This window comes from Novisyntrophococcus fermenticellae (genome assembly GCF_018866245.1).
In the GTDB taxonomy this organism is placed as follows: domain Bacteria; phylum Bacillota; class Clostridia; order Lachnospirales; family Lachnospiraceae; genus Novisyntrophococcus; species Novisyntrophococcus fermenticellae.
Genome location: NZ_CP076458.1, coordinates 2,783,005 through 2,807,088, shown reverse-complemented (window position 1 = coordinate 2,807,088; position 24,084 = coordinate 2,783,005). Strand labels below are relative to the sequence as shown.

At 41.8% G+C, this 24,084-nt stretch carries 27 protein-coding genes; 17 read left to right on the top strand and 10 right to left on the bottom strand.

The annotated features are described in order from the left end of the window. Nucleotides 1-70: 70 nt before the first annotated feature. Together KNL20_RS12955 and KNL20_RS12950 are read left to right on the top strand one after the other, a co-directional pair. A complete protein-coding gene (locus KNL20_RS12955; RefSeq protein ID WP_230398152.1) occupies nucleotides 71-253 on the top strand; it encodes a hypothetical protein in 183 nt (60 codons plus the stop codon). Nucleotides 254-303: 50 nt separating this feature from the next. Then, the gene (locus tag KNL20_RS12950) at nucleotides 304-1,113 is read left to right on the top strand and encodes a hypothetical protein (protein ID WP_230398151.1); all 810 of its coding nucleotides are present in this window, start codon (nucleotides 304-306) and stop codon (nucleotides 1,111-1,113) included. 449 nt (nucleotides 1,114-1,562) lie between these two features. Here the strand turns inward: KNL20_RS12950 and KNL20_RS12945 are convergent, their stop codons facing one another. Then, complete coding sequence (locus KNL20_RS12945) at nucleotides 1,563-2,501, bottom strand: helix-turn-helix domain-containing protein (protein ID WP_230398150.1); 939 nt, start codon at nucleotides 2,499-2,501, stop codon at nucleotides 1,563-1,565. A 154-nt stretch (nucleotides 2,502-2,655) separates the two neighbouring features. On the opposite strand from KNL20_RS12945, the gene KNL20_RS12940 reads away from it, so the two are divergent. The 4 genes from KNL20_RS12940 to KNL20_RS12925 all read left to right on the top strand — a co-directional run bounded on the left by KNL20_RS12940 (nucleotide 2,656) and on the right by KNL20_RS12925 (nucleotide 4,942). Beyond that, entirely contained in the window at nucleotides 2,656-2,847 is a 192-nt protein-coding gene (locus KNL20_RS12940) for a hypothetical protein (RefSeq protein ID WP_230398149.1), read from the top strand. A gap of 134 nt (nucleotides 2,848-2,981) precedes the next feature. Further along, nucleotides 2,982-3,968: a DUF6017 domain-containing protein gene (locus tag KNL20_RS12935; protein WP_230398148.1), complete on the top strand. Its 987-nt coding sequence runs from the start codon at nucleotides 2,982-2,984 to the stop codon at nucleotides 3,966-3,968. Next, complete coding sequence (locus KNL20_RS12930; RefSeq protein WP_230398147.1) at nucleotides 3,968-4,357, top strand: tyrosine-type recombinase/integrase; 390 nt, start codon at nucleotides 3,968-3,970, stop codon at nucleotides 4,355-4,357. The genes KNL20_RS12935 and KNL20_RS12930 overlap by 1 nt, the downstream gene beginning before the upstream one ends. 99 nt (nucleotides 4,358-4,456) lie before the next feature. Continuing rightward, on the top strand, nucleotides 4,457-4,942 hold the full coding sequence (locus KNL20_RS12925) for a site-specific integrase (RefSeq protein WP_230398146.1): 486 nt from the start codon (nucleotides 4,457-4,459) through the stop codon (nucleotides 4,940-4,942). 20 nt (nucleotides 4,943-4,962) lie between these two features. Here the strand turns inward: KNL20_RS12925 and KNL20_RS12920 are convergent, their stop codons facing one another. The 6 genes from KNL20_RS12920 to KNL20_RS12895 form a co-directional block, all read right to left on the bottom strand. After that, entirely contained in the window at nucleotides 4,963-5,805 is an 843-nt protein-coding gene (locus KNL20_RS12920) for a DUF4368 domain-containing protein (RefSeq protein ID WP_268966553.1), read from the bottom strand. Nucleotides 5,806-5,856: 51 nt separating this feature from the next. Further along, nucleotides 5,857-6,774: a recombinase family protein gene (locus KNL20_RS12915; protein WP_230398144.1), complete on the bottom strand. Its 918-nt coding sequence runs from the start codon at nucleotides 6,772-6,774 to the stop codon at nucleotides 5,857-5,859. A 227-nt stretch (nucleotides 6,775-7,001) separates the two neighbouring features. Further along, the gene (locus KNL20_RS12910; protein ID WP_230398143.1) at nucleotides 7,002-7,229 is read right to left on the bottom strand and encodes a DUF6718 family protein; all 228 of its coding nucleotides are present in this window, start codon (nucleotides 7,227-7,229) and stop codon (nucleotides 7,002-7,004) included. Beyond that, the gene (locus KNL20_RS12905; RefSeq protein WP_230398142.1) at nucleotides 7,201-7,827 is read right to left on the bottom strand and encodes a nucleotidyltransferase family protein; all 627 of its coding nucleotides are present in this window, start codon (nucleotides 7,825-7,827) and stop codon (nucleotides 7,201-7,203) included. Before KNL20_RS12905 ends, KNL20_RS12910 begins: the two co-directional genes overlap by 29 nt. 187 nt (nucleotides 7,828-8,014) lie before the next feature. After that, on the bottom strand, nucleotides 8,015-8,935 hold the full coding sequence (locus KNL20_RS12900; RefSeq protein WP_230398141.1) for a hypothetical protein: 921 nt from the start codon (nucleotides 8,933-8,935) through the stop codon (nucleotides 8,015-8,017). A gap of 137 nt (nucleotides 8,936-9,072) precedes the next feature. Beyond that, entirely contained in the window at nucleotides 9,073-9,762 is a 690-nt protein-coding gene (locus KNL20_RS12895) for a hypothetical protein (protein WP_230398140.1), read from the bottom strand. A 212-nt stretch (nucleotides 9,763-9,974) separates the two neighbouring features. Between KNL20_RS12895 and KNL20_RS12890 the strand changes: the two genes are divergently transcribed. The 7 genes from KNL20_RS12890 to KNL20_RS12860 all read left to right on the top strand — a co-directional run bounded on the left by KNL20_RS12890 (nucleotide 9,975) and on the right by KNL20_RS12860 (nucleotide 14,369). Then, nucleotides 9,975-10,154, top strand: a complete 180-nt coding sequence (locus KNL20_RS12890) for a transposon-encoded TnpW family protein (protein WP_230398139.1) — start codon at nucleotides 9,975-9,977, stop codon at nucleotides 10,152-10,154. 37 nt (nucleotides 10,155-10,191) lie between these two features. Continuing rightward, a complete protein-coding gene (locus tag KNL20_RS12885) occupies nucleotides 10,192-10,500 on the top strand; it encodes a DUF3847 domain-containing protein (RefSeq protein ID WP_230398138.1) in 309 nt (102 codons plus the stop codon). Nucleotides 10,501-10,839: 339 nt separating this feature from the next. Beyond that, on the top strand, nucleotides 10,840-11,493 hold the full coding sequence (locus KNL20_RS12880) for a bifunctional 4-hydroxy-2-oxoglutarate aldolase/2-dehydro-3-deoxy-phosphogluconate aldolase (RefSeq protein WP_230398137.1): 654 nt from the start codon (nucleotides 10,840-10,842) through the stop codon (nucleotides 11,491-11,493). Between the two features lie 32 nt (nucleotides 11,494-11,525). Then, on the top strand, nucleotides 11,526-12,485 hold the full coding sequence (locus KNL20_RS12875) for a 2-dehydro-3-deoxygalactonokinase (protein WP_230398136.1): 960 nt from the start codon (nucleotides 11,526-11,528) through the stop codon (nucleotides 12,483-12,485). Between the two features lie 60 nt (nucleotides 12,486-12,545). After that, complete coding sequence (locus KNL20_RS12870) at nucleotides 12,546-13,325, top strand: aldose epimerase family protein (RefSeq protein WP_230400114.1); 780 nt, start codon at nucleotides 12,546-12,548, stop codon at nucleotides 13,323-13,325. A 174-nt stretch (nucleotides 13,326-13,499) separates the two neighbouring features. After that, nucleotides 13,500-13,823, top strand: coding sequence for an inorganic pyrophosphatase (locus tag KNL20_RS12865; protein WP_230398135.1), 324 nt, complete (start codon nucleotides 13,500-13,502; stop codon nucleotides 13,821-13,823). A gap of 66 nt (nucleotides 13,824-13,889) precedes the next feature. Continuing rightward, nucleotides 13,890-14,369: a DUF1653 domain-containing protein gene (locus KNL20_RS12860; RefSeq protein WP_230398134.1), complete on the top strand. Its 480-nt coding sequence runs from the start codon at nucleotides 13,890-13,892 to the stop codon at nucleotides 14,367-14,369. Between the two features lie 101 nt (nucleotides 14,370-14,470). On the opposite strand, the gene KNL20_RS12855 is transcribed toward KNL20_RS12860, so the two are convergent. Next, nucleotides 14,471-15,454 (bottom strand): SDR family oxidoreductase, encoded by a 984-nt coding sequence (locus KNL20_RS12855; RefSeq protein WP_230398133.1) that lies wholly within the window; start codon nucleotides 15,452-15,454, stop codon nucleotides 14,471-14,473. 176 nt (nucleotides 15,455-15,630) lie between these two features. Between KNL20_RS12855 and KNL20_RS12850 the strand changes: the two genes are divergently transcribed. After that, entirely contained in the window at nucleotides 15,631-15,801 is a 171-nt protein-coding gene (locus KNL20_RS12850) for a hypothetical protein (protein ID WP_230398132.1), read from the top strand. Nucleotides 15,802-16,051: 250 nt separating this feature from the next. Here KNL20_RS12850 and KNL20_RS12845 read toward each other — a convergent pair whose 3' ends face one another. Continuing rightward, nucleotides 16,052-17,809, bottom strand: coding sequence for an ABC transporter ATP-binding protein (locus KNL20_RS12845; protein WP_230398131.1), 1,758 nt, complete (start codon nucleotides 17,807-17,809; stop codon nucleotides 16,052-16,054). Next, nucleotides 17,806-19,566 carry an ABC transporter ATP-binding protein gene (locus KNL20_RS12840; RefSeq protein ID WP_230398130.1) on the bottom strand — a complete coding sequence of 587 codons (1,761 nt, stop codon included), beginning with the start codon at nucleotides 19,564-19,566 and terminating at the stop codon, nucleotides 17,806-17,808. The genes KNL20_RS12845 and KNL20_RS12840 overlap by 4 nt, the downstream gene beginning before the upstream one ends. Before the next feature lie 89 nt (nucleotides 19,567-19,655). On the opposite strand from KNL20_RS12840, the gene KNL20_RS12835 reads away from it, so the two are divergent. From KNL20_RS12835 to KNL20_RS12825, 3 genes are all read left to right on the top strand, one after another. Continuing rightward, nucleotides 19,656-20,279, top strand: a complete 624-nt coding sequence (locus KNL20_RS12835) for a TetR/AcrR family transcriptional regulator (protein WP_230398129.1) — start codon at nucleotides 19,656-19,658, stop codon at nucleotides 20,277-20,279. 94 nt (nucleotides 20,280-20,373) lie between these two features. Further along, complete coding sequence (locus tag KNL20_RS12830) at nucleotides 20,374-22,137, top strand: ABC transporter ATP-binding protein (protein ID WP_230398128.1); 1,764 nt, start codon at nucleotides 20,374-20,376, stop codon at nucleotides 22,135-22,137. Then, the gene (locus KNL20_RS12825; RefSeq protein WP_230398127.1) at nucleotides 22,130-23,863 is read left to right on the top strand and encodes an ABC transporter ATP-binding protein; all 1,734 of its coding nucleotides are present in this window, start codon (nucleotides 22,130-22,132) and stop codon (nucleotides 23,861-23,863) included. Before KNL20_RS12830 ends, KNL20_RS12825 begins: the two co-directional genes overlap by 8 nt. Nucleotides 23,864-24,084 lie beyond the last annotated feature (221 nt).

Sequence of the window (24,084 nt, the reverse complement as noted above, 5' to 3'; positions counted from 1 at the left end):
TATGAACAATATTGGCTATTTAGCCCATCGTTAGAAACAGATTAATTATCTAATTGAAAGGAGGAGAAGCATGTTTGATTTATTTGATGAACCTGACAGATACTGGAGCAATAATGATTCTGACGGAGAAAGATTCGCAGGATACGATGACGAGGACGGATATACAGACTGGTATGACAGTGATGGAAATTTAGACTGTCGAACAGAGACACCAGATAACTGGGAACAGGAAATGAATGATGCGGGCTATTAAGCCCGATCGTTAAGAACAATAAAAATCAATTTAAGATGGAGGTAACAAAAATGGAAAGTAATTATGGAACTGCAACCGCAATAGCAAGAAAGACATATGAAACAAAAGTTGGGATGGAAGCGTTTGAGAGAGCAGGTAATAACCCTCAATTGAAAGGTATTGTACATGAAGTATTGTATAAAGATGCTCAAACAATGAACCCAAGAAATTTAGTAAATGGGACAAAAGGTATTTTATCGAAATCAACAACTGCTGTTAGAGATGATGTTCTTTTGATGAATAACGGAACCGTGGTTGGTAGAAGTCAATTGAAAGATACAGCACAGTCAATTTCTAAGACTATTAAGCAGGCTTCAAATGGAAAATATGCAGGCACTAAGTTAATGGGGACAAATGAAACAGTACAAGCTTATGAAAAAGCGGTTGAGAATCTTGCGAGCAAAGGGACTAATGTGACACAGAAAATGACTTCTACCGGTATTTCATCAGCTGATACAAGCAGAATCGCGGTGGAAACAATTGGAGGAAAACTTTCGGCACAATCATTAGCAAAAATGGCTGGGAGTTCGGGTATTGCAGGAGGAGTTATTTCAGGTGGAATTGAAACGATTAGTGCAGGAAAAGATTTGTTGGAAGGCACAATTGATGGTGAAGAATTTGTTGGTAGAGTTGCAAAAGAAACGGTTGGCGGTGGAATATCAGCAGCTGGTGGAAGCGCAGCAGCAACGGTGGTTTCCGCAGGAGTTGCGACAGCTCTAGCAACTACTACAGCGCCAGTATGGATTCCAGCAGCTGTTGGAATTGGTGCAGCAGTTGTAGTGGGTTCAGCAATTAAGGGGATTTGGGATTCAATATTTTAATTATTAATACGTGCAATTCCCCAATGATTACATCGTACGTACATGTTTTTAATGAAGCTGCAATTTCTTTGAGTGCTTGTAAAGGGGGAGTCTATTCGACAAAATTATATATTTAGTTCTGATGGCAGCTATGCTGATGACAACTGCCATCAGAACAAAGAGTATTTTAAGAGTATTCAATTGGTGCGATTGCATCTCTCAATGAAGCGATAGGATTGTCTGTAGTAGATGTACAGAGAATAAGCCAATCATAGGGATTCCCTGGAAATAATTCTTCGTAACCGCATGCAGTTAATAATGCGTTAATTTCTTCTAAATATATATCAAACACAGAAGTTAGATACAAGAGAGGGACGTCTTTTTTCTGAAAACCAGCCTTTAACAGTGCTTTTAGTAAAAATCACTTCTTATTTTTTGAAAAATAAGAAGTGATTAAAGTAATATTAAGTTTAATTTAGAGCAACGTCAAATGTTTGCAAGGAATCCTTATACTGCATCTGCATTATCTTGTCATCTAACGTCCCAGCTTTATATGCCGCAATTATTTCCCACACTGTATGGTTCAGCGCAGTGGACAACACAGAGCTATAAAAGTAAACCCCTAACAGTGTTTCACCATCAAAAGAGTTCGTCTCCCTCTCAATCTCTATTCCTGACTTCTCCAGATAGGTTATCATAGAAAGATACTCCGCATAAGCATTGGCTGCATCACCAGTAGCTTCTAACAATTCTGAATGTTTAAATATTGCACAGCAAACAAAGGTTCCGATTCCAGATCTTTCAGGAGCTGAAGCAATCTGTATATCAAATCCACTTCTAATTAATTTTTCAAATAAAAGAATAAATTCATTAACTTTTTTTATACTATAAGAGTTATTCACAAACGGCTTGTATTTTTCCTGTACTTTAGCCGCATTTGTTTTCTCTATTTCCATAGTATCAAGTGGGAATCTGTATTTCCAAAGTAAATATTCTTTATCATCATATCCTGAATCTTCTGAATAGGATAGAAGTTGTGATTTGGCTCGGTACCAGCTGTCGAGCTTATAGTTAGTGTATCGAAACAATGGGTGTGACTCGTCAAATGACAATACATACCGATCGGCTTCCTTTTCTATTACCAGTCCGTGATTTTTCTCTAATTCAAATAAGATCTGCATCAGATCTAGATCAGAATAGATATCATGATCTTTTAATGCACTTACATCTACATCAAGAGCGGTTGCAATCTCTTTTAACTTATCTTCTTTTGGAATCATTTTATGACTTTCATACTGTCGTATTCGAACATCGGCAGTAGCAGCTGAAAATCCAGCTTTGATACCAAGTTCTTTTTGAGTCATACCTCTTAGATCACGTATGGCTCTTATTTTGTATCCAACTGACATCTCAAAAATCACCTCATTTTCTTAATGATGAACCCATTTTATCATAGAATAGAAAAAATAGAAAGAACAGAAATAAATATGTTTCTGTATAATAAAATCAAGATAGTAATAAATTTATTTCTATTCCACATATTACCCGAGAGGAGAGAAATGTATGGAAGTGATGGAAAAAACAGTTTATGTAGATGTAAACGAGGTATGTGCTGATTGGGGAGTTTGTCGAAGCAAAGGATACGCCATTATTAAGGAATTATCGGAACGAATGAAAAAAGAAAATCCGAAGTTACTTGTAATGAGTGGAAAAATCAATCGTATCTATTACGAAGAAGCATGCATGAAGAGGTAACTGGTGATGAATTTTAGAGAAAAGAAAAAGCCCCTGTTGGAGCAGGAGCTTGGGCACATGACTATGCATGTACGTTACATATAAATGTATTCTAGCATAGTCGCCGCCCCTTTTCAATTGAAAGGAGTGATTTTTTGGCAGTTTTAAAGAACAAAACCCAAGGACTATATGTGAACGTAAGCAAAGATATTTTACTTGATCAAAAGCTTAGTTTGAGAGATCGAGGAATGCTGGTAACAATATTGTCCCTATCAGACAATTGGGATTTTAATTTGAAAGGCTTTTCAAAAATTCTACCAGACGGTGTGGATTGCATCCGATCTAGTGTGAATGAATTAATGAAAAGAGGATATCTGACTGGTGGACAAGAGAGAACTGGGAGAGGGCGCTTTGGTAAAAATGTGATTGAAGTGCATCAGGTACCAGTCCCACCGCAATTGGAAAATCCGATTACGGTAAATCCGTTCACGGAGAAATCGAAAACGATTCCTTCGATTACGGGCATACCGCATACGGAACATCCAACACAAGTAATTAATAACAAAGTAAATAACAAAAGAGTAAATAATCATCAATCAATCTTTCAGAGGAAGGATGGAGAGACAGAAGTAATACCTACGATATCAAAAAGTCTGGTTCCCATGCAGGAGTTGATAGAACGGTTTGAATATCGTGAGTTGTGTCAAATCTTATCCTATCACCATCTATTACAAGAATGTAGGGAGTGCCAGTTATCACAATATGAAATCAAAGCACGTGTCATAGAGGAGCTGAAATATCTAATCAGTTATGAAACTCTAGTTTTTGATGGAGATGGTGCAATGGTAGATGCCTTGCTTGACTATATGAGTGAGATTATCGCCACAGATAGAACAATTACTTTTAATAATGGTGAAATCTACGATGCAAGGTCAATGGGAAATCAATTTTATCGTCTCGACAGTGGAGCCATCCGATATGTTCTTGAAAAATTTGATGATGTTTCTCAGGATACAAGGATTGTGAATAAGAAGAATTATTTGATCCGAATGTTGCTCACAGCAAAAAGTGATCTAGAAACCAGTATTAAGAGTGATGTGAATTATGATATGGCACATTGGCACGAAAGGGGGAATGAATAGTGTCAGTTTTTAAAGATAATTGGAATGGCTATGATGGGAAGCGTTGGAGAGTATCTCTGCGCTATACCGATTGGCAGGGGAAAAAGAAACAACATGATAAACGAGGTTTTGAGACCAAAAAGGATGCATTAGCATATGAGCGGGATTTTTTGGCAAAGAAAAGTAAGGATATCAATATGGGATTTGGAGTCTTTATTGATGTTTATCTTTCCGACATTAAACCGCAGATTAAGCTGAACACCTACAGGACAAAGGTTCATATCATCAATACCCATATTAGACCGTATTTTGAAGAAAAGAGTTTATCAGAAATCTCTCCTACAGATATTTTACAGTGGCAGAACGAACTGTTAAGTAAGCGAGATGAAAATGATAAAGGCTATGCCTAGACGTATCTGCGAACACTTCAAAATCAGCTGACGGCAATATTTAATCATGCAGTCCGCTACTATGACTTGGCAAAGAATCCTTGTAGCAAGGGTAAAAAGATGGGGAAAGCAAAGGCAAAGGAAATGTTGTTCTGGACGAAAGAAGAATATACCAAATTTGCGGATGCAATCAAAGATAAACCAATCTCATATTATGCCTTTGAGATTTTGTATTGGACAGGAGTACGAATGAGCGAAATGCTTGCACTAGAGCGTGGAGATATCAATTTAGAAAAGAGAACATTAAAGATTGATAAGCAGGTACAAAGAATTGATGGGATTGAATACACCACCACACCAAAGACCGACAAGGGAAATCGTGTGATTGAACTACCAGAATTTCTTTATAATGAATTGGAGGATTATTTTGGAATGATATACAAAATCGATGAACATACGAGATTGTTTAACATTACAAAAAGTTATCTGCATCATGAAATGGATCGAGGTTCGAAAGCGGCTGGTGTAAAAAGAATTCGTATTCACGACCTGCGTTATCCAAACGTTTGGATTTCCTTCGGCATTCACATGAATGCCGTTCATTAGGGTATTTCTAGGACAGCCGATTATTCGGCTGCCTTTTGCAGTTCTAAGGCTTCACGTTCAGCCTTTTCTTTCTCGTACTTGCGGCGCATATAATTGCGATTCCAAGCACGCTTCTTACGTTTCTTTTCTTCCACTTTGAATTCTTCGGGAGTCAATTCCTTCATTGGAGCATCGAGTTTTCCAACATATTTTAGATAAATATCAATCTGCTGCATACGCACACCAGAAGATTTGTCTGCCTCATGAACCACAATTTTATCTACAAATTCGTGAATCATGGGAGTAGTAAGTTCGGTGAAGTCAGTATATTTGTGAACTAATTCAACAAACTTATCTACTCGGTTAGAATCTTCTGTATAGGATGATAATTTTGATTGCAGATTGGCAACAGATTCTTCTAAATTGGATTGCTCGTTTTCGTATTCTTCGAGGAGAATTTCAAAACGCTTGTCTGATAATTTCCCTTTGACATTATCTTCATAAATCTTTTTGATTAGTTGATTCAATTCGATAATTCTTTTCTCTTCTTTTGAAAGACGTTTTTGTAAAGACTTGGCAGCATCAGCTCTTTGAATTTCAGAAGCATTTCTTACCTTTGCAATAAACTCTTCTTCATGCTCACGAACAAATCCGCAGGTGGCTTTAATCGTCTCTAAAATCAATTCTCTGACCACATCAGTACGAATATGGTGCTGTGTGCATTTATCCACGAAATTGGTCTTATTAAGGCTGTAGGTGGAACAATGGTAGTTATCCTGTGCATTGGTGTACTTGCCAGTCGGATTTCCATCTGCATCTTTCTTCTCATAGCCGCCAGTACGATGATTATACATCTTCGCACCACAGTCAGCACAAAACATCAGACCTGTTAATGGATTTACATAACCACGTTTGCAGGGCTGTCTCTTTGTCTTTCAAATCTTCTGAACCATATTCCAAGTATCTTCATCCACAATCGCTTCCTGTGTATTTTCAAAGATAACCCAGTCTTCTGGATCCACTTTTTTGGAGAGCTTGTCTTTGTAGGATTCTTTGTAATTACGGAAATTAACGGTATGACCCATGTACTCTTGCTTTTTCAGCATATCAGTAATGGTGCTGGCTGTCCAAGTGTATGGCTTTGACATATCACAAGAGCCTTTGCAACTGCCAAGTCCCTGTATTGCAAGATAGTAAAAGGGACGTTCCACTTTTTCAGAGGTAAGCAGTCTGGCAATCTGTGATGGTCCCAGTCCGTCAATGATTAGCTGAAAAATACATCGTACATTTGCAGCGGCTTCTTCATCAATCAGCCAGTGGTTTGCATCCTCTGGATCTTTCTTGTATCCGTAAATAACATTTCCAGTGAGATGCTTGCCTTCCATACCTTTTGCATGGAGGACAGACTTGATTTTGCGGCTGGTGTCTCTTACATACCACTCATTCATGATATTAAGAAATGGAGCAAATTCGTTGCTTTCTCCGTTGATACTGTCTACACCATTGGTAATGGCAATGAAGCGGACTTGTTTCTCACGAAATAGTACATCTGTATAAAAACCTACCTGTAGGTAATTGTGTCCAATACGGCTCATATCTTTTACAATGACACAGCCTACAAGACCATCTTCAATATCGTTCAGTAATCGCTTCCAGTCAGGACGCTCAAAATTAGTGCCTGACCATCCATCATCGGTGTAGTGAATGAGATTCGTAAATCCCTGTTCTGTGGCATATTTCTCCAAAAGCTTCTTCTGGTTAATAATGCTGTTGCTGTCTCCCGATAATTCATCATCTCGGGACAATCTTTCATAGAGTGCAGTAATTTTCTGCTGTTTCGGTTGTTTTTTCATGTTGTTCTCCTTTCAAACAACCGGCTCATCTGTGGATTTATTGTACCACGAGAGAGCCGGCATGTGTATAAAAATATTGGTTTTGGGACAAAAAGAAAGACAGAGCTGGTGGCTCTGCCTTGTGGGGATTTCTTGTCCTTCACTAATAGGAGAAATCTAGTAGATAAATCGGAACTGTTTTGAAAAAATAATTCCCCCGAATTCGGGGGAATTAAAATGCGGTTGTTCTATGCTAATTTATATACTTCCTGTTCAAATTCCTGCTCTGTATCTACAAAAGAATATGGTTCATATTCGCCAAAAGCAGAGGGACGGCTGATGGTAACTAACTGGATTTTATCTGTTCCTATTTCAGCAATCAGTTTCTTTTTGAAATCTGCCAGATGCTGACCATGAGTGGTTTGTAATGCCAGACATCCAACATCATTAAATTTCTTTGCAATCAGATAACACATGATGCAACACCTCCTTAAATTCTTGTTCTGTTCTGATTTTACCAGATTCAAAGGCTTTTCGCAATACACATCCAATATTATTATGGTAATTTCGTTTATAAACGTATTTGTGAAGCCAGTTGTTTAGCTGTCTGTCATAATAAGTATTATATTGAATTTCGATGGGATAGTGAATACTGCTTAATTGAAAGTAAACATGGATACCACGATACCCATCATCATGAGCCTTGCCCTGAGACATATCCGCCACTCGTATCTTATCATTTTCCCCAAGATACAAAACATCTTCATAATTATCACATAATGCACGAAAACCGAGCATATCGTTAAATACTTTTCCGGCCTGATGATCTGGATAATACCGTTCATATTTTAGAAATGCGGATTGAATACTCTTTACACGATAATCGGTTGCTATATCGTGAAGAAAATCACAACGGTCGTACCATTCGTTAATTTCTTCTAATTCAGTGAAGAGTGCATCCTTATCAAAGTAATGCAGATTCTTCTTTAAACGAATACCAAGTTTGGATTGATAAGATAGTTTTTCCAATTTTTCCATGGATAATCCATCTTTTTTCAAAATATCATCATTCATAGGTAGTCCCCTTTTGCTTGAAATGCGGAACCTGTCGGTAATTCCGACAAGTTGAAAATGTTTGTAAATGAATTATTCCCCAACTTGAGGAACAATTTGATTTAAACTATTGTATTTTTAAAGGTGTCGAATTTGACTCCTTTAGAAATTGTGTTGTAGTTGTTTGGAATTACCGAACAACTGAATTCTAATCATCATCCTCATCCATCGCATCCATCTTTTTACTTCTACTCTTATACACATTGTACTGATTCTTACACTGCGGACTACAGAATTCTGCGTTAGGTCGGCTGGCGATAAATGCTTTACCACAATGCTTGCATACCTTGATGGAAGATTTCTCATCGGTCAGCATGAAGCTGAACATCATCTGGATCTGTAAGAGCAGGGAATGAAAATCCCACACAATCGTTGGTCGATCTAATAGTTCCACATGATAGGTTGGTGCAATTCCACCAAAGGCAGCCATGCCCTGACGGTAAAGTCGTTTCTGGTCTTCATCCAATATATCTAAGTCCTGATAGTACAGGAAACTTGTTACAAAGGTAAAAGCCCAGTCTTTAAATTCTTCCACCAGCCAGTCGTATCGCTCTGCATATTCTTTTTGAAAACTCATGGTCACTGCCTGCGGTTTATTTTGCAGAGCCATTGTAATTGCCATCATGTCAATATCTGTTATGTTCCACATAGATTCTCGATTTCTTTTCGCAAAGGAAATAGGTTCAAATGGAAAGAAATAGGAAAGGTATTCATCTGTGGACATGGATTCTTCTTTTATGAAATGGTTCAGTGGTAAGTAAACTGATTCATAAGTAATAAATTCTGGTGTAGTAGGTAATGCAGTCATAAATCCGAGAAGACCATATTTTTGTATGAAATTCATGAGTTCTGTTTTCAGAGTTTCTTTACTGGTTTCACTTTTCATACAAAGCAGACCAAGATTGATGGCTGACAGTACCATATTATCAGCGTCCTTTAATGGATTGTATAAATCAGGTTTCGCATCTTTACAGGGAGTAATATACAGAATACCTTTGGCATCTGTTTTCCATTCATATCTATCATATCGTATCCAGTTCGAAGAACTTTTCTTAAATAGCTGGTTCATAATGAGCCTTCTTTCTATGTGTAATCTGGTTTACTGAAAATCATATTACTATCTTAGCAACATATCCATGCATCGTCAACGTGAAAATGCTTATGAAGGGATTTTTCTATGTTACGAAAAATGAAAATAACATAGATTCAATCAGTACATCCATCATTATTTCCATATTCAGATAAGAAATCCCGTTCTATATTTGTGAGGGGAATCTTATTTTTTATCCGTTCCTGTAATGTTGCAAGTAAACTTTTGCGAAGCTTTCGAATTACAGTATCACGCACCTTGCGAATGTTCCGATCACTCTGTTCTCGAATGCAGGCAACTCTCTGATTCGAATACTGCCTGATGGCAAGATAATACAAAATCTCTTTATGTTCATCCTTCAGTTTTTTTATGGAAGCAGAGATATCCGCATCTTCAACCAGTTCGTGCATTTCCAAGGGACAGTCAAAAATAGCATCCAAGAATTCCCCCTTTAGAATCTGTTTCCAGAACACATGCTGAATCGGATTGGGAATAACAACCGTATCTGCGGAAGCACCCCATTCCAGTGGCACTGCATTTCTTCCCACTTCGTGGTAACGTTCTTTTCGTTCTCGGTTACTATCTAATCTGTCCCACCAGTCAACGACTACATTGAAATCATCCTCGGTTCTAGCAGCAGATTCTAGACGGGCAAGAGCCTCTCTGTTTAATTCTCTTTTTAATTTTTTACGTTCGGGAGCTTCTTTATGAGCTGGAGATTTCGCTTCTTCTAGGTCTTTCTCAAACTCCAGCTTTAGAATCAGATTCCGTTCCCATTCATAGGCTCTGGCAAGTTTCCCGTTCACACCATCTTTATCTCAAAAACAGTTCCGAATTCCACCGTATATTTCTTCTATTTATGAAGGGAGTAATCCTATTTGTAAAAATAAGATTACTTCAAGACGGAAAGGAGAGAAAAAATGAACAGAATCAGAAGTCCGTCCTGCAATTTGTCAGGACAAGAATCCTGAAATTATTATAGCAAACAAATGTTCGTATATCAAGAGGAGGTGGAAATATGGAACAGAAAACAGAACCGACAGGAAACAACACATTTGTAAGGCGCATTGGTACGACGATTTATCAGGTCAATGTGTTTTTTGATGAAAAGGCAGAGAAATCTTTTGAGGAGAAGCTCATGCATTTAATGTCAAATGATTTGTCTTTAGTAGAGACAGGTAACAACGATAACAAATAATTTAGCACCGCAGTTGCGGTAGAAAGTGAGTATGTGTATGGCAAAGTCAACCAGATCATTAGAAGAACGAATTCAGGAAAAGAATCTTCGAGCACAAAAGTTAATTGAGCAGGCGAAGAAAGCGGAAGCACAGGCGAAGCAGTTAGCAAAACGACAACAGGCAGAGGAACGAAAGAAACGTACCCACAGATTGATTGAAGTTGGTGCGGCTGTGGAATCTGTTCTAGATGTTCCTATTGAGGAAGAAGATATTCCAAGACTGATTGCATTTTTGAAGAAACAGGAAGCCAATGGAAAGTTTTTCAGTAAGGCAATGCAAAAAAATCCGGATACGGACATGGATTAAGGGCATGGGGAGCAAGAATTTATTTCCTTTCTCCCTATCAATGCTTTTATGATAGACATACTATTGGAAACCTTCTGTTGCCAAAGAGGATGCGGATTGTGCTTTAGCTCTGGAACAGGACTTAACAAAATACAGAGATGAAACAGCGGTCAATTTTATTGTCGGCAAATGGGATATTGATGAAAAATGGAATGAATACTGTTCGACGATGAAGAAATTGCATATTGATGAATTGACGGAGATCTATCAGCGAGCCATAGATAAAATTGCTGATAAATAAGGGGGAGCAATCTTTCATGAGGAAAGCATAAACAGATAGGTAGGTTGAGAGACAAAAGCATGAAGGAAGAATTGATAAAACAAATACAGGAAGAAAAGTTGATTGTCATTGTCAGAGGTGTGGCAAGGGAAAAACTGGTTCCATTAGGACAAGCACTGTATAAAGCCGGAATTCATTTTTTAGAGGTGACATACAGTGCGGATCATACGATTAGCGATCGTGTAACTGCCGAAGATATTGCATTGCTACATAATGAATTTAAGGGCAGAATGCATATCGGTGCCGGAACGGTTACCAATGAAGAACAGGTAGGGCTGACAAAGTCGGCAGGCGGAGAATTTATTATTTCACCTGATACCAACCCAGCGGTTATAAAGATGACTGGAAAGATAAATCTGGTGTCGATACCTGGAGCTTATACTCCGACTGAAATCCAGACAGCTGACAGATCCGGGGCTGATTTTATAAAATTATTTCCAACGGCCGGTCTGACCGGGGAATATATTAAGGCGGTAAAAGGTCCATTCCCCCACCTCAAGTTCCTGGGGGTAGGCGGTATCAATGAAAAAAACATTGAACAATACCAAAATTATGGACTTTGTGGATTCGGCATCGGGTCCAACCTAGTGGATAAAAAGCTGATTGCGAATAATGCGTTTGCAGCCATCACCGAGAAAGCCAGATGCTATATTAGAGCTGTGCAAAAGGATTGACTTGACCAGTATATGTATTTGATGAGGAGTGTATGATGGAGTATTATCTCGCTATTGATGGTGGAACGACAAACACCCGTATCAGTTTATTAAGAGATACACAGGTGGAAGAGACATACCCGATTCATTTGGGTGCGACTGCGGGCCTCACTGATAAAAGTCAGCTAAAGCAAAGTATAAAAAGTACTATAAAGGATGTTTTGGTAAAACATGAACTGAAAGATTCACAGATCAGATATATTTTGGCAACAGGGATGATTTCCTCCGAAGGTGGTATTTATGAAGGAAAATATATATCATTGCCAGCAGGCCTGGAAGAGCTGCACAATGCGATGGAGCTCGTCCGTCTGCCGGAGATTACGGATATTCCGTTCGTTTTTATCAGTGGTCTGAAAGCAGATGACACATCACTGATGTATGCGGATATTATGCGGGGTGAGGAGACGGAGTTAATGGGTCTGTCCCAAGCGGATAAAAAAGAAAAAATATTCGTCTTGCCGGGGTCTCACTCGAAGGTAATTATCACAAATGAGAAGGAACAAATCAGCAGTTTTTCAACGATGCTGACGGGAGAAATGATTGCGGCGTTGGCCGAAAACACGATTTTAAAAAATACGGTTGATTTATCCGTAAAAGGCCTGGACTGCGGTTTTCTGCTAAAGGGCTATGATTATTGTGGACGGATGGGAATGAATCAGGCTTTATTTAAAGTACGTATTCTCAAAAAAGTATATGCGTGTACACCGATACAGATATATAGTTTTTATATGGGGACAATACTGTATAATGAGGTGATGCAGATAAAAAAACTGCCGCAGAAAGAAGTGGTTATTGCTGGCCGTGAAGAAATAAAAACAGCGCTGGCACGGCTTTTACAGGAGGCAACAGACAAAATAATTACCTGCGTATCACGTCAGGAAGCACAGGGCGCGGTACCGCGCGGGCTAATTAAAATTTTCAAATATGGAGAAGAACAGACACATGAATTATAAATTAAATAATGGAAAACTGACACTGGAGGTTTCTTCTTCCGGCGGAGAAATGCAGAATACCTGTGGCAGGGAGATCCGGCGTATTGGAGCAGGCGCGCGTTAAATCTCTTTCCCTATGTTGGACGGCTTTACGAGAAATGTTATACTTACAAGGGGAAAAGATATCCACTGGAGATTCACGGTTTTTCTACGGACGCAGAGTATAAGGCAATAGAGGTAAACAAAGAAAAGCTGCTGTTCGAAATGCAGATTACTGATGAAATGCGTAAATGCTATCCATTTGAGTATTCATACCAAGTTGAATATCAGTTGGTTGACAATGCTGTTCAGATATCTTATATTGTCAGGAATTATGGACAAGAGACGATGTACTTCGGCCTTGGCGGTCACCCGGGTTTTTTTGTGCCGCAGAATGGAGAAGGGGAGTTACATGACTGTTATCTCGAATTTACAGATGAACATCAGCCGATGGAAGTTGGTCTGAGTGAGGGAAAACTCCGGACGGGGAAGGATAAGGTCTATCCCTTGGAGGATGAGAGAATTTTGCCTTTGTCGTTATCCCTTTTCGATAGGGGAGCAATTATTTTACGGGATGTAGGTCAGGGACTGGCATTAAAATCCCGAAAAAACAATCATGGAGTTGAACTGACTTTTCCTCAGATGAAAAACTTATGTCTCTGGCATATTCCCAAAAAAGATGCTCCATTTATCTGTATCGAACCATGGGCATCGCTTCAGGGCGAAGAGGGCGTGATTGAAGATATTGAAAAACAGCAGAACCTGATTAAGCTGGAGCCACAAAAAAATTATGTGAATACCTGGTGGATAACTATTTTTTAACATTCTCCGAAGATAGGTAATAACTGGCAGGTTTGAGTAAAAACATTTTAACACAGGTATTTTAAATGGCAGATTTTCCTCGTGATTATCTGCCATTATTTTGCTTCTTAAAGTAATGGCAATAAAAGGCTGGATCTGGTAGAATAATGTGGAAAGAGAAAGGCGGTTTTAGTTATGATAGGAGATATTGTAAAAGTAACTGTCGATAGACCGTTGGGAAGTTATCATCCAGAGCATAAAGATATATATTATTCAGTTAACTATGGATTTATTGAGGGAATTATTGCACCGGATGGTGAAGAACAGGATGCTTATATATTGGGAGTTTACGAGCCTGTAAAGGAATTCACAGGAGAAATAATAGCAATTATTTGCCGGGCTGATGATGTTGAAGAAAAATGGGTTATTGCACCTGAAAACATTTCTTTTAGCAAAGAAGAAATTATGGAACAGCTAAGATTTCAAGAACAGTATTTCAAATCAGAGATTAAAATGTAGAATTGACCAAGTAAGTGGATGTAAAAACAGAATACAGATATTAGATTGTCTTGGAGGAAAGATGTGATGAGAGAGTTTAAACCGGGAGATATTGTACAGCATTTTAAGCGTGAGATGATTACAGAACCGGATAGTCCCCAGTATTTGTATGAGATCATTTCGATTGCAAAGCATTCGGAAACCAATGAAGACATGGTTGTTTACAGGGCTCTTTACGGAGATGGAGGTATATGGATACGCCCATTTGAAATGTTTATGGGACAAGTTGACAAGGAAAAATATCCGGATATTAAACAGAAATTCCGATTCGAGAAAGTTGATAATATCAATCAGAGTGTGTCTTTAAATGCAGAGAATTCCAGACAGGATGCATTTGAAGAGGTGCTTAAAGCAGTACAGAAGAATTATGAGGACGTAACGGGTAAAATGGAGCGCTTGAAAGCGGATGGAAAAGTTAAATCTGCTACATACAGGCAATTGATGGGAAATAAGATGATGTATCAAAACATGATATTAATGTACAAAATATACGGATTATTAGATTAATATAAAACAAACCGGAGGAAGATACGAAAAACGTTTTGAATGACATTTTGGAATTTCAGTGGTTGTATGCGAACTTCATGCATGCAACCACTGATTTCGGTTTAAGAATTTGTCGATCCTCCGCCGTCCACATGAAATACTTGCCCCGTAACGAAACGTGAATCGTCGGAAGCCAGATAGACATAAGCGGGTGCAAGTTCAAAGGGTTGGGCAACCCGCTGCATCGGATTATCGGCGCCATAGACCGCAACTTCATCTGCCGAAAAACTTGCCGGGATAAGTGGTGTCCAGATGCGCCCGGGAGCGACGGCGTTTACTCGGATTCCTCGTTTAGCAACGTTTTTTGCCAGTGCTCTCGTAAAACCGACGATAGCGCCTTTGGTTGCCGTATAGTCAATCAATTGCTGCTCGCCTATATAAGTTACGATGGAAGAGGTACCGATGATTGAACTGCCGGGTTTCATGTGGGGCAGGGCGGCACGGGTCGTGTAAAAGTGAGAATAAACATTTACTTTGAAGGTATCATCAAATTGCTCATCCGTTATCTCCTCCAAATTTAATTGCTGAAACTGAATGCCCACATGATTACACAAGATATCAAGCTGTCCGAAAGTTTTTAATGTTGCATTTACAATCTCCACGCACTGGTTTTTATTCCGCAAGTCACCTGGCATCAACAAACAACGTTGTCCCAGCTGCTCAATTCTACATTTTGTTCGATTTGCGTCCTCATGCTCATCAAGATATGCGATGGCAACGTCAGCCCCTTCTTTTGCAAATGCAATGGCAACTGCAGCTCCAATACCACTGTCTCCTCCGGTGATGAGGGCAACCTTTCCCTTTAGCTTGTCACTCCCCTTATAATGAGGATTTTCAATGATTGGTTTGGGTACCATCAGTTTTTCAACTCCGGGTTGGCGCAGTTGGCGTTGCTCCGGCATATTTACCGGTATATCCTCATAACGTAATATTTTTCCATAGTTCGGATATAATGGGTATGGATCTGTCTCCATATTTTCTTCAAACATTTCCTGAAATTGCTGTATAAGCTGCTCATCTTGCTCTGAATTACATTTATTATCCATAAATAAACCTTCCATTTTTTCATTCTCTCATATGGTATAGGGTATGTATTTTAGACATTCCCCGTGCATAAAAAGCGGATGCTCTATGGGGTGCTGTGTTTGATAGGGTGTACTTGCTCGTTTGAGCAATCGGGTGAATATAATAACTCAAGTCAACATGTCAAGGAGCTATTGTTATGAAATACGAATTTTCTCCGGAAATTAAGTTATTGCTTCTGAAGCATTCTACTGAGGAAGTTCAAATGCAATATGACTCGGATCGATGTACATGGTCTATGCCGAAGATAGGGAGAAGACCACCATATTACACAGATCCGGAATATGTGCTGAACTTTCCGATTATCTAATCATATAAGAGCCGTTCAGCTTTGGACGGCTCAAAGTTATTTTAGATATAAATTGTGATTTTGGTGTGCTTGAATATAATACATGTGGGCAAGTACACCGCAGGAAACTACGGAAAAAATTATGGCACTGTCAAATGTTGAGCCGGTCCATGCAGCCCACAGCTTTCTACAGCATTTTTAAGGACTTTATCACAGTACTAAAATCAGCCGCCCGAAGGCGGCTGATATACGTTTGCATGCTCTTTTCATGTCAGGCATTGTTTCCGAGTGTCCAGGCGGTGGTTTTCTGCTGCAGCTGCACCATACGGCGGAATGCTCTTCCATTTTTCATAAGCTCGTCCGGAGTACCCTGTTCGGCTACTCTGCCTTCTTCCAGTACCACAATCTTATTGGCACCTGCGACAGTACGCATACGGTGGGCAATAATAAGAACTGTTTTGCCTTGCAACAGGTGCGAAAGCGCCTTTTGTACCGCACTCTCATTTTCCACATCTAAACTGGCGGTGGCTTCATCCAGCAAAACGATAGGAGCATTTTTTAATAATGCGCGGGCAATGGAGATGCGCTGGCGCTCCCCGCCGGAAAGTGTTGCGCCGTTTTCTCCAATCATCGTCCCATATTTCCGGGGAAGTACCTGCACAAATTCATCGCAGTGGGCGGCTTTGGCGGCGGCAAGCACCTCTGCATCACTTGCGTCCCGCCGTCCCAGGCGGATGTTCTCCATAATAGTATCGCGGAAAAGCACCACGTCCTGAAACACGATGGCGTAGTATTTCAGCAGCGTTTCCGGGTCGACCGAGGATACATCCACACTTCCAAGCGTAATCTTTCCGGATCCGGTATCCCAGAAACGGGCTGCCAGTTTGGCAGCCGTAGATTTCCCCCCGCCGGAGGGACCCACCAGTGCCGTGACCTCGCCTTGCTTTGCTGAAAAGGATACATCCTTTAAAACGCCTTCCTCATCGCCTTGGTAAGAAAAGTTCACATGGTTGAAAATGATGTCGAACCCATCCGGAGTGAAATGCTCCGTTCCGTTTTGAACCGGTTCCTCCTGAATGGCACGCATACGGTCAATATAGAGTTTTGCATTGAAGGTGGCGGCTATATTTTGCAGCGTCTGTGAAATAGGGTCGTAGATTCGTGCGGCGGCAAACAGAAAACCAAGGAAAAACAGAAAATCAAGCTTTCCCGCCGTTACCTGAGCGATTCCCACCAGCACGGTTGTAGCAAGACCCACCTTCAAAAAGGCCTGTGCGGTGCTAATGAAGGAACCGGCTACAAGCTCTGCCTGTATGCAGCCTTGTTCTGCAATTTTTGTTTTTTCGTTCAGCTCTGCAAGGTAACTTTCTTCTAAGTTATCCGCTTTTATATTGCGAATGGTCTCAAGACCTTCCTGTATATGGTCGGTAACAGTGCGCTTTTTCAGAATACTCCTGCCGCCGTATTTGTCCTGGAGTTTTTTAGTACCCACCGTTAAAACTAAGGCAACAGGAACCACCCAAAGGATGGCAAGTGCCATACGCCAATTCATAATGAACAGCATAATGCCAATTATGGCCGTGGAAATGCAGGAAGCAATCACGACAGGTATGTGATGAGAAAACATTTGGTCAAGCTGCGCACAGTCGGAAATCATGGTGGCAGTCAAATCGCTCAAATCCCGTTTGCCAAAGAAAGACAACGGCAGGCGTCGCATGGTTTCCGCAATGCCAATACGGCGGTTTGCGCTCTCTAAAAAGGTGGCGTTGTATAACGCCGCATATTGAAAATAATGTAGGACATAAAACAACACCAAAAGAGCAGCCGACAAGCCTGTATAGAGCCAAAAGTGTGACAGGGGGCTTTCGCCGGTGATCGTGCTGTTCAGCAGCTGCTGGACGGTCGCCATGACGACTCCTATGGGCAGCATGAGGGCGATGTTGCAGATCACTGTCCACAGCGTTGATTTTACCAAATCCCTTGCACCCCGTTCGCTCAGGGCGAAAATATGTTGCAGCTTCTTTATCATACGGCTGCCTCCTTTCCAACCTTCCACTGGGCAGCCCGGTTGTAGTCCGCCCACATAGCAGCATACCTGCCCTCCTGCCGCAGCAGCTCCGCCTGTGTTCCGCTTTCCGCCACCTGCCCCTCATTCAGTACCAGGATCTGGTCAGCATTTTGAATGGTGGACAGACGATGGGCAATCATAAGCACGGTTTTACCTCGGGTTAGTTTCTCAAATGCCTTTTGTATCTGATACTCATTCTCCGGGTCGGCAAAGGCAGTGGCTTCGTCCAGCACAATAATGGGTGCATCCTTGAGGATTGCTCTCGCTAAGGCGATACGCTGCGCCTCGCCGCCTGAAAGATAGACGCCCTTTGTGCCTACTACGGTATCAATGCCGTTCGGCATTTTTTCTAAAATATCATCACATTGTGCGGCGTGTGCAGCGGCGAGTACCTGCTCACGGGTCGCATCAGGGCAGGAGGTACGAATATTTTCATACAAACTTTTCTTAAAGAGCTTTGTGTCCTGAAATACAAAGGCGACACGCTGCATCAGTTCCTCCTTCGCAATTTCACGCACATCGGTGCCGCCAATGAGAACGCAGCCCTTTTGTACATCCCAAAAGCGTGGGATCAGGCTGGCGGCCGTGGTTTTACCGCCGCCGGACGGTCCTACCAGCGCCACGGTTCCGCCTTCGGGAACAGAAAAGCTGACATGATCCAAAGCAGGATTTTCGGTACCGGGATAGTGAAAGGTGACATTTTGAAATTCCACACCTGCACCCTGCGGTTTTTTCGGAGTAGTTGGCTCTGGCAGTGGCTTTTCTTCCAAAATCCGGTTCAGTTTAAACATCGCTTCGTCCGTTTGGCGCACAGCGTCGCTTGCGTACATAATGCGGTTAATCATGCCGCCGCAGGCCGGGGCAAACAAGGCGTAGAAGATGAAATTAACAAGTATTCTGACCGGGTCACCGCGGTTTGCCATAAGGAGCGCTGCCGGAACAAGCAGTGCAAATGCGCTGTTGATACAGGTGAGGAAAAAGGTTTGCCCTTTTTGACAGCTCATGGAATATTTGCCGGCAAGGTCGGAATAGGACAGGATGGCATTATAAAAGGCTTTGAAGGAGTATACTGTTTGCTGGAATACTTTTACCACGGGGATGCCCCGCACATATTCCACAGCCTCACTGCTCATCTTTTCAACTTCTAACTGATAACGGTGAAAGAAGGTGGCGTTGTCGCCGCTCATCATCGCAAACATGCTGATAAGCGCCAAAACCATGGTGAGCAGACATAATAGTCCCATTACCCAGTCGAAGACAAACAGTACCACGATAGAGACAATGGGTGTAACGATTGCGCCTGTTAAATCGGGCAGCTTGTGCGCCAGCATATCCTCAGTAAGTCCGGCGTTTTCGTCAATCTGCTTGCGTATGAGCCCGGATTGACCGTTCACAAAATAGCCGAGTGGTAATTGAACCACATGGCGCATCAGCGTGTTTCTGATATTGCGTGCGGTACGGAATGCCGCCAGATGGGTACACATTAGTGCAGCAAAATAGACAAGCACATTGGCTACGGAAAACCATACTGCCATCCAGCCGTAGCGTGCCAAATCCGGGGCGGCGGACAGATTGGGGAATACCTCCAAAGCGTCTCTTGCAACCAGCCAGACGCATATGTAGGGTGCAAGCCCCAGCACCGCCGCTATGGCAGAAAGAGCACACCCCAGGATTGTCAGGGTCTTGTGCCCGCCCGCATAGGAGACTGCGCTTATCAAGCATTTTCAGCGCTTATTTATATGTTGACAAATCGAATCAGCAAGCGTATGATAACGGTGTTAGCTATCACTGTTATATGAGGTAAAGCATGAAGCAGGAAGAGTACACCACACTGGACAATATTTTAAATGCAGCCAAGACTGAATTTTTAGAAAAAGGTTTTCAGAAAGCATCACTTAGAAAGATTGTTAAAACCGCAGGAGTGACAACCGGAGCCTTTTATCGGTATTATCCAAGTAAGGAAGCCTTGTTTGCGGCCTTGATTGAGGAGACTGCTGATCATATTTTTCACATTTTTACAGGTACGGTCGAGGTCTTTCAGCAGCTTCCGGGAGAGCAGCAGAGTACCAATATGAGAGCATCTTCGTCGAAGTGTCTCCAGGATATTCTGGACTACATTTATGAGCACTATGACAGCTTTAAGCTGCTGATCAACTGTGCAGGCGGAACACCCTATGAGGATTTCACACAGCGCATGGTGCGGGTGGAAGAAGCGTGTACTTACCAGTATATTGAGGATATGGAGAAACTGGGGGCTCAGATTCCTGCTGTGGACAGAAGATTTTCCCACACGGTCATCTGCGGAATGTTCAACAGTATGTTTGAGCTTATTGTTCATGACACACCGAAAGAAGAGGCAGCAGCCCTCATCAGGCAGCTGCAGGAGTTTTATACAGCAGGCTGGACCAGGACTTTAGGTGTGGAATTTTAACAATGCTGCTGCATTAGAGAAGCTCGTCACGGCGGGTTTCTCTAAAATTTAAACCAGAGGTTAGCAAAAACTAACCTAAATGAAGGAGGAGAAAATGAAGCAAAAAGAAAAATCTGTTTTTGCCTGGCTCAGGGAATTTGCCGGTTCTCACAAGGGTTTGTATACCGCCAGTGTCGCAACTGCGGTTTTGGGGGTATTGTGCAGTATCGTCCCGTATATAATTGTGGGAGATATGCTTGCGAAGCTGCTTGGGGGAAATAAGGATTGGAGTTTTTATCTGCGGGATGGATTTATCATGGCTGCTTTCTGGCTGGGGAGGGTGATCTTCCACGGCATATCGACCACCTGCTCCCACAAGGCTACTTTCCATGTACTGGGAAATATCAGAAAGCAGGTGTGTGATAAATTGTCCAGAGTGCCTTTAGGCTATGTGAAGGACACACCTTCCGGAACCTTGAAGAACGTTATCGTAGAGCGCATTGACAGCATTGAGACAACATTGGCTCATGTGCTGCCGGAATTTACTGCGAATCTTTTGGCACCGCTGTGTGTATTTATTTATCTCTGCCTGGTGGACTGGAGAATGGCCCTGGTTTCACTGATTACTCTGCCCTTAGGGTTGCTTACCTATATGGGTATGATGATTGGCTATGAAGAGAAGTACCGCAACACAGTGGTAAAGACAAAGAGGCTGAATGATACTGCTGTAGAGTATATCAATGGCATCGAAGTGATTAAAGCTTTTGGGCGGGCAAAAAATACGCAGGAAAAATTCATTGTGGCTACAAAAGAGGGTGCAGAGTGTTTTGTGGAATGGATGAAGAGCACTAATGTCTTCTTCAGTATTGCAATGGTTCTGACTCCCTGTACCGCTTTATTTGTATTGCCCATGGGCGGCCTGCTTGTGAAAAATGGTTCCCTGTCTGTTCCTGATTATGTGCTGTGTCTTGTTCTTTCAATCGGTCTGATCTCACCGCTTATCACGGTCATGTCCTACTCGGATGACATTGCAAAGGTAAGTACGATCATCGGGGAGGTCACGGGAATTTTGTCACAGGAAGAGCTGAAGCGCCCTGGCACGGACCGTAAAAAGCCAGAGAATTATTCTATTACATTGTCTGACGTGACATTTGGATACCATGATAAGGAAGTACTCCACGGAATTGACATGTACATAAAAGAAGGAACAGTGAATGCACTGGTAGGACCTTCGGGAAGCGGAAAGTCCACGATTGCAAAGCTGATTGCATCTCTCTGGGATGTGGACAGCGGCAGCATCTGCATCGGCGGAGTGGATATCCGGGATTTATCGCTGGAGGAGTACAATCGGAAGGTGGCCTATGTATCGCAGGATAATTATTTGTTTGATGATACCATACGTGAAAATATCCGTATGGGCCGGCTGGATGCTACGGACGAAGAGGTGGAGACAGTGGCAAAAAGAAGTGGCTGTCATGAATTCATTGAGGAATTGGAAAAAGGGTATGATACAGTGGCGGGCGGTGCCGGCGGACACCTCTCAGGGGGTGAACGACAGAGAATTGCTATTGCGAGGGCGATGCTGAAAGATGCACCTATTGTCATTTTCGATGAAGCCACGGCTTATACAGATCCGGAAAATGAGGCGGTCATACAGGCCTCGGTTGCGAAGCTGGTGCAGGGAAGGACGCTGATCGTCATCGCCCACCGTCTCTCTACCATTGCCGATGCGGATCAGATTTTTGTAGTAAAGGACGGCGAAATTCTTGAACGGGGAACCCATCAGGAGCTGCTTGCAAATCAAAGCCTGTATCAGAAAATGTGGGAGGCCCATATGTCGGTGAAGGATACGGTAAAGGAGGGAGAGGTCTATGCTTAAGATATTTAAAAAGTTTTTCGCATTTTGCGAAGACGCAGACAGAAAGAAATTTTACCGTGCCCTTGTGGACGGTATCCTGCTGGCATTGATGGAGGCACTGAAGATCCCTGCCATGCTGCTGATGATTCAGGCAGCTATTGATAAAAACATCACAACAAAAGTAATCTGGCAATGCTTTGGCATCCTGCTGTTCAGTGTCATTGCAGGAGCGATTGTAAAATACCGCTCTACGATTTTACAGTGCGAAGCAGGCTACGGCACTACGGCTAATAAAAGAATTGAAATCGCAGAGCATCTGCGTTATCTCCCTATGGGGTATTTTAATAAAAACAGTCTGGGCTATATCACCTCCGTGACGACCAATACCATGGAAAATCTTGCAGATGTGGCAACCAGGGTGGTGATGCTGACAACACAGGGAATACTGACCACAGGAATTATTGCGCTGATGCTGCTATTTTACGACTGGAGAATCGGTCTGGTTGTAGTCATCGGACTGTGCATTTTTCTTTTAGTAAATAGTTCTATGCAGAGAAAATCCCAGAAAGTTTCACCGAGAAAACTGAAGACGGACACTGCTCTTGTAGAAAAAGTGCTTGAGTATATCCAGGGCATTGCAGAGGTAAAGTCTTATAATCTTACCGGCAGCACCGCAAAGAAGCTAAACTGTGCGATTGATGATAATACGGACTGTAATATAGAGCTGGAAATGACATTTATTCCCTATATGACCGTGCAAAATGCGGTGACGAAGCTGACGGGAATTGTCATGATTCTGCTCTCTGTTTATCTTTATCTCCAGGGCAGCATGAGTCTGATCGTGTGTATCACCATGATGATATCTTCCTTCATGGTATACTCCAGTTTAGAGCAGGCCGGCTCCTATTCTTCTCTGCTCCGTGTGGTAGATGCCAGCGTAGATAAGGCGCAGGATATCCTGAATCTTCCGGGAATGGATATTGAAGGCAGAGATCTGACACCGGCAGATGTTGATGTAGATTTGGAGCATGTGGACTTCTCTTATGAAAAGCGAAAGATTATTGAAAACCTGTCCATGCATATCCCGGAGAAAACAACGACAGCCATTGTAGGTCCAAGCGGCGGAGGAAAGACAACACTGTGCCACCTGATTGCCCGCTTCTGGGATGTGGATAAAGGAAGTGTTACTTTAGGAAAAACGAATGTAAAAGATTTCAGTATGGACAGTCTGATGAAAAATTTCAGCTTTGTATTTCAGAATGTTTATCTGTTTCAGGATACCATAGCAAACAATATCCGATTCGGAAAGGAAAACGCATCCATAGAAAAAGTGACAGAAGCAGCAAAAAAAGCATGCTGCCATGATTTTATTATGGAACTGCCCGAGGACTACGATACAATTATCGGTGAAGGCGGTGCATCCCTTTCAGGAGGAGAAAAGCAGAGAATCTCCATTGCAAGAGCTATCATGAAAGACTCTCCGGTCATCATCCTGGATGAGGCTACCGCAAACGTAGATCCGGAAAATGAAAAAGAGCTGGTGGAGGCCATCGAAGCACTGACCAGAGAAAAAACCATCTTTATGATCGCACATCGTCTGAAAACAGTAAGAAACGCCGACCAGATACTGGTGGTGGATCATGGAAAGATTGTACAGCAGGGCCGGCATGAGGAACTGATGCAGCAGGACGGTATATACCGTAGATTCGTAAATGCCAGAGAGCTGGCGGCAGGTTGGAAGCTGTAAAAAAATCTTCCGAAAACACAGCTAAGTTTACAGATTCTGCGGGATGGAGGATTCATCCGGCAGAATTTTTTTTATTCAGATTTGACATAAACGCTCTATATTAATTCGATGTAAATTTTCCAAGCAATAGAATTCCTGATTTCATGCGCCATAAACAGCCTTTTATGATTATTTACATTTTTTTCACTCCACTGTGATAGTACTTTTTACATTGCTGATTT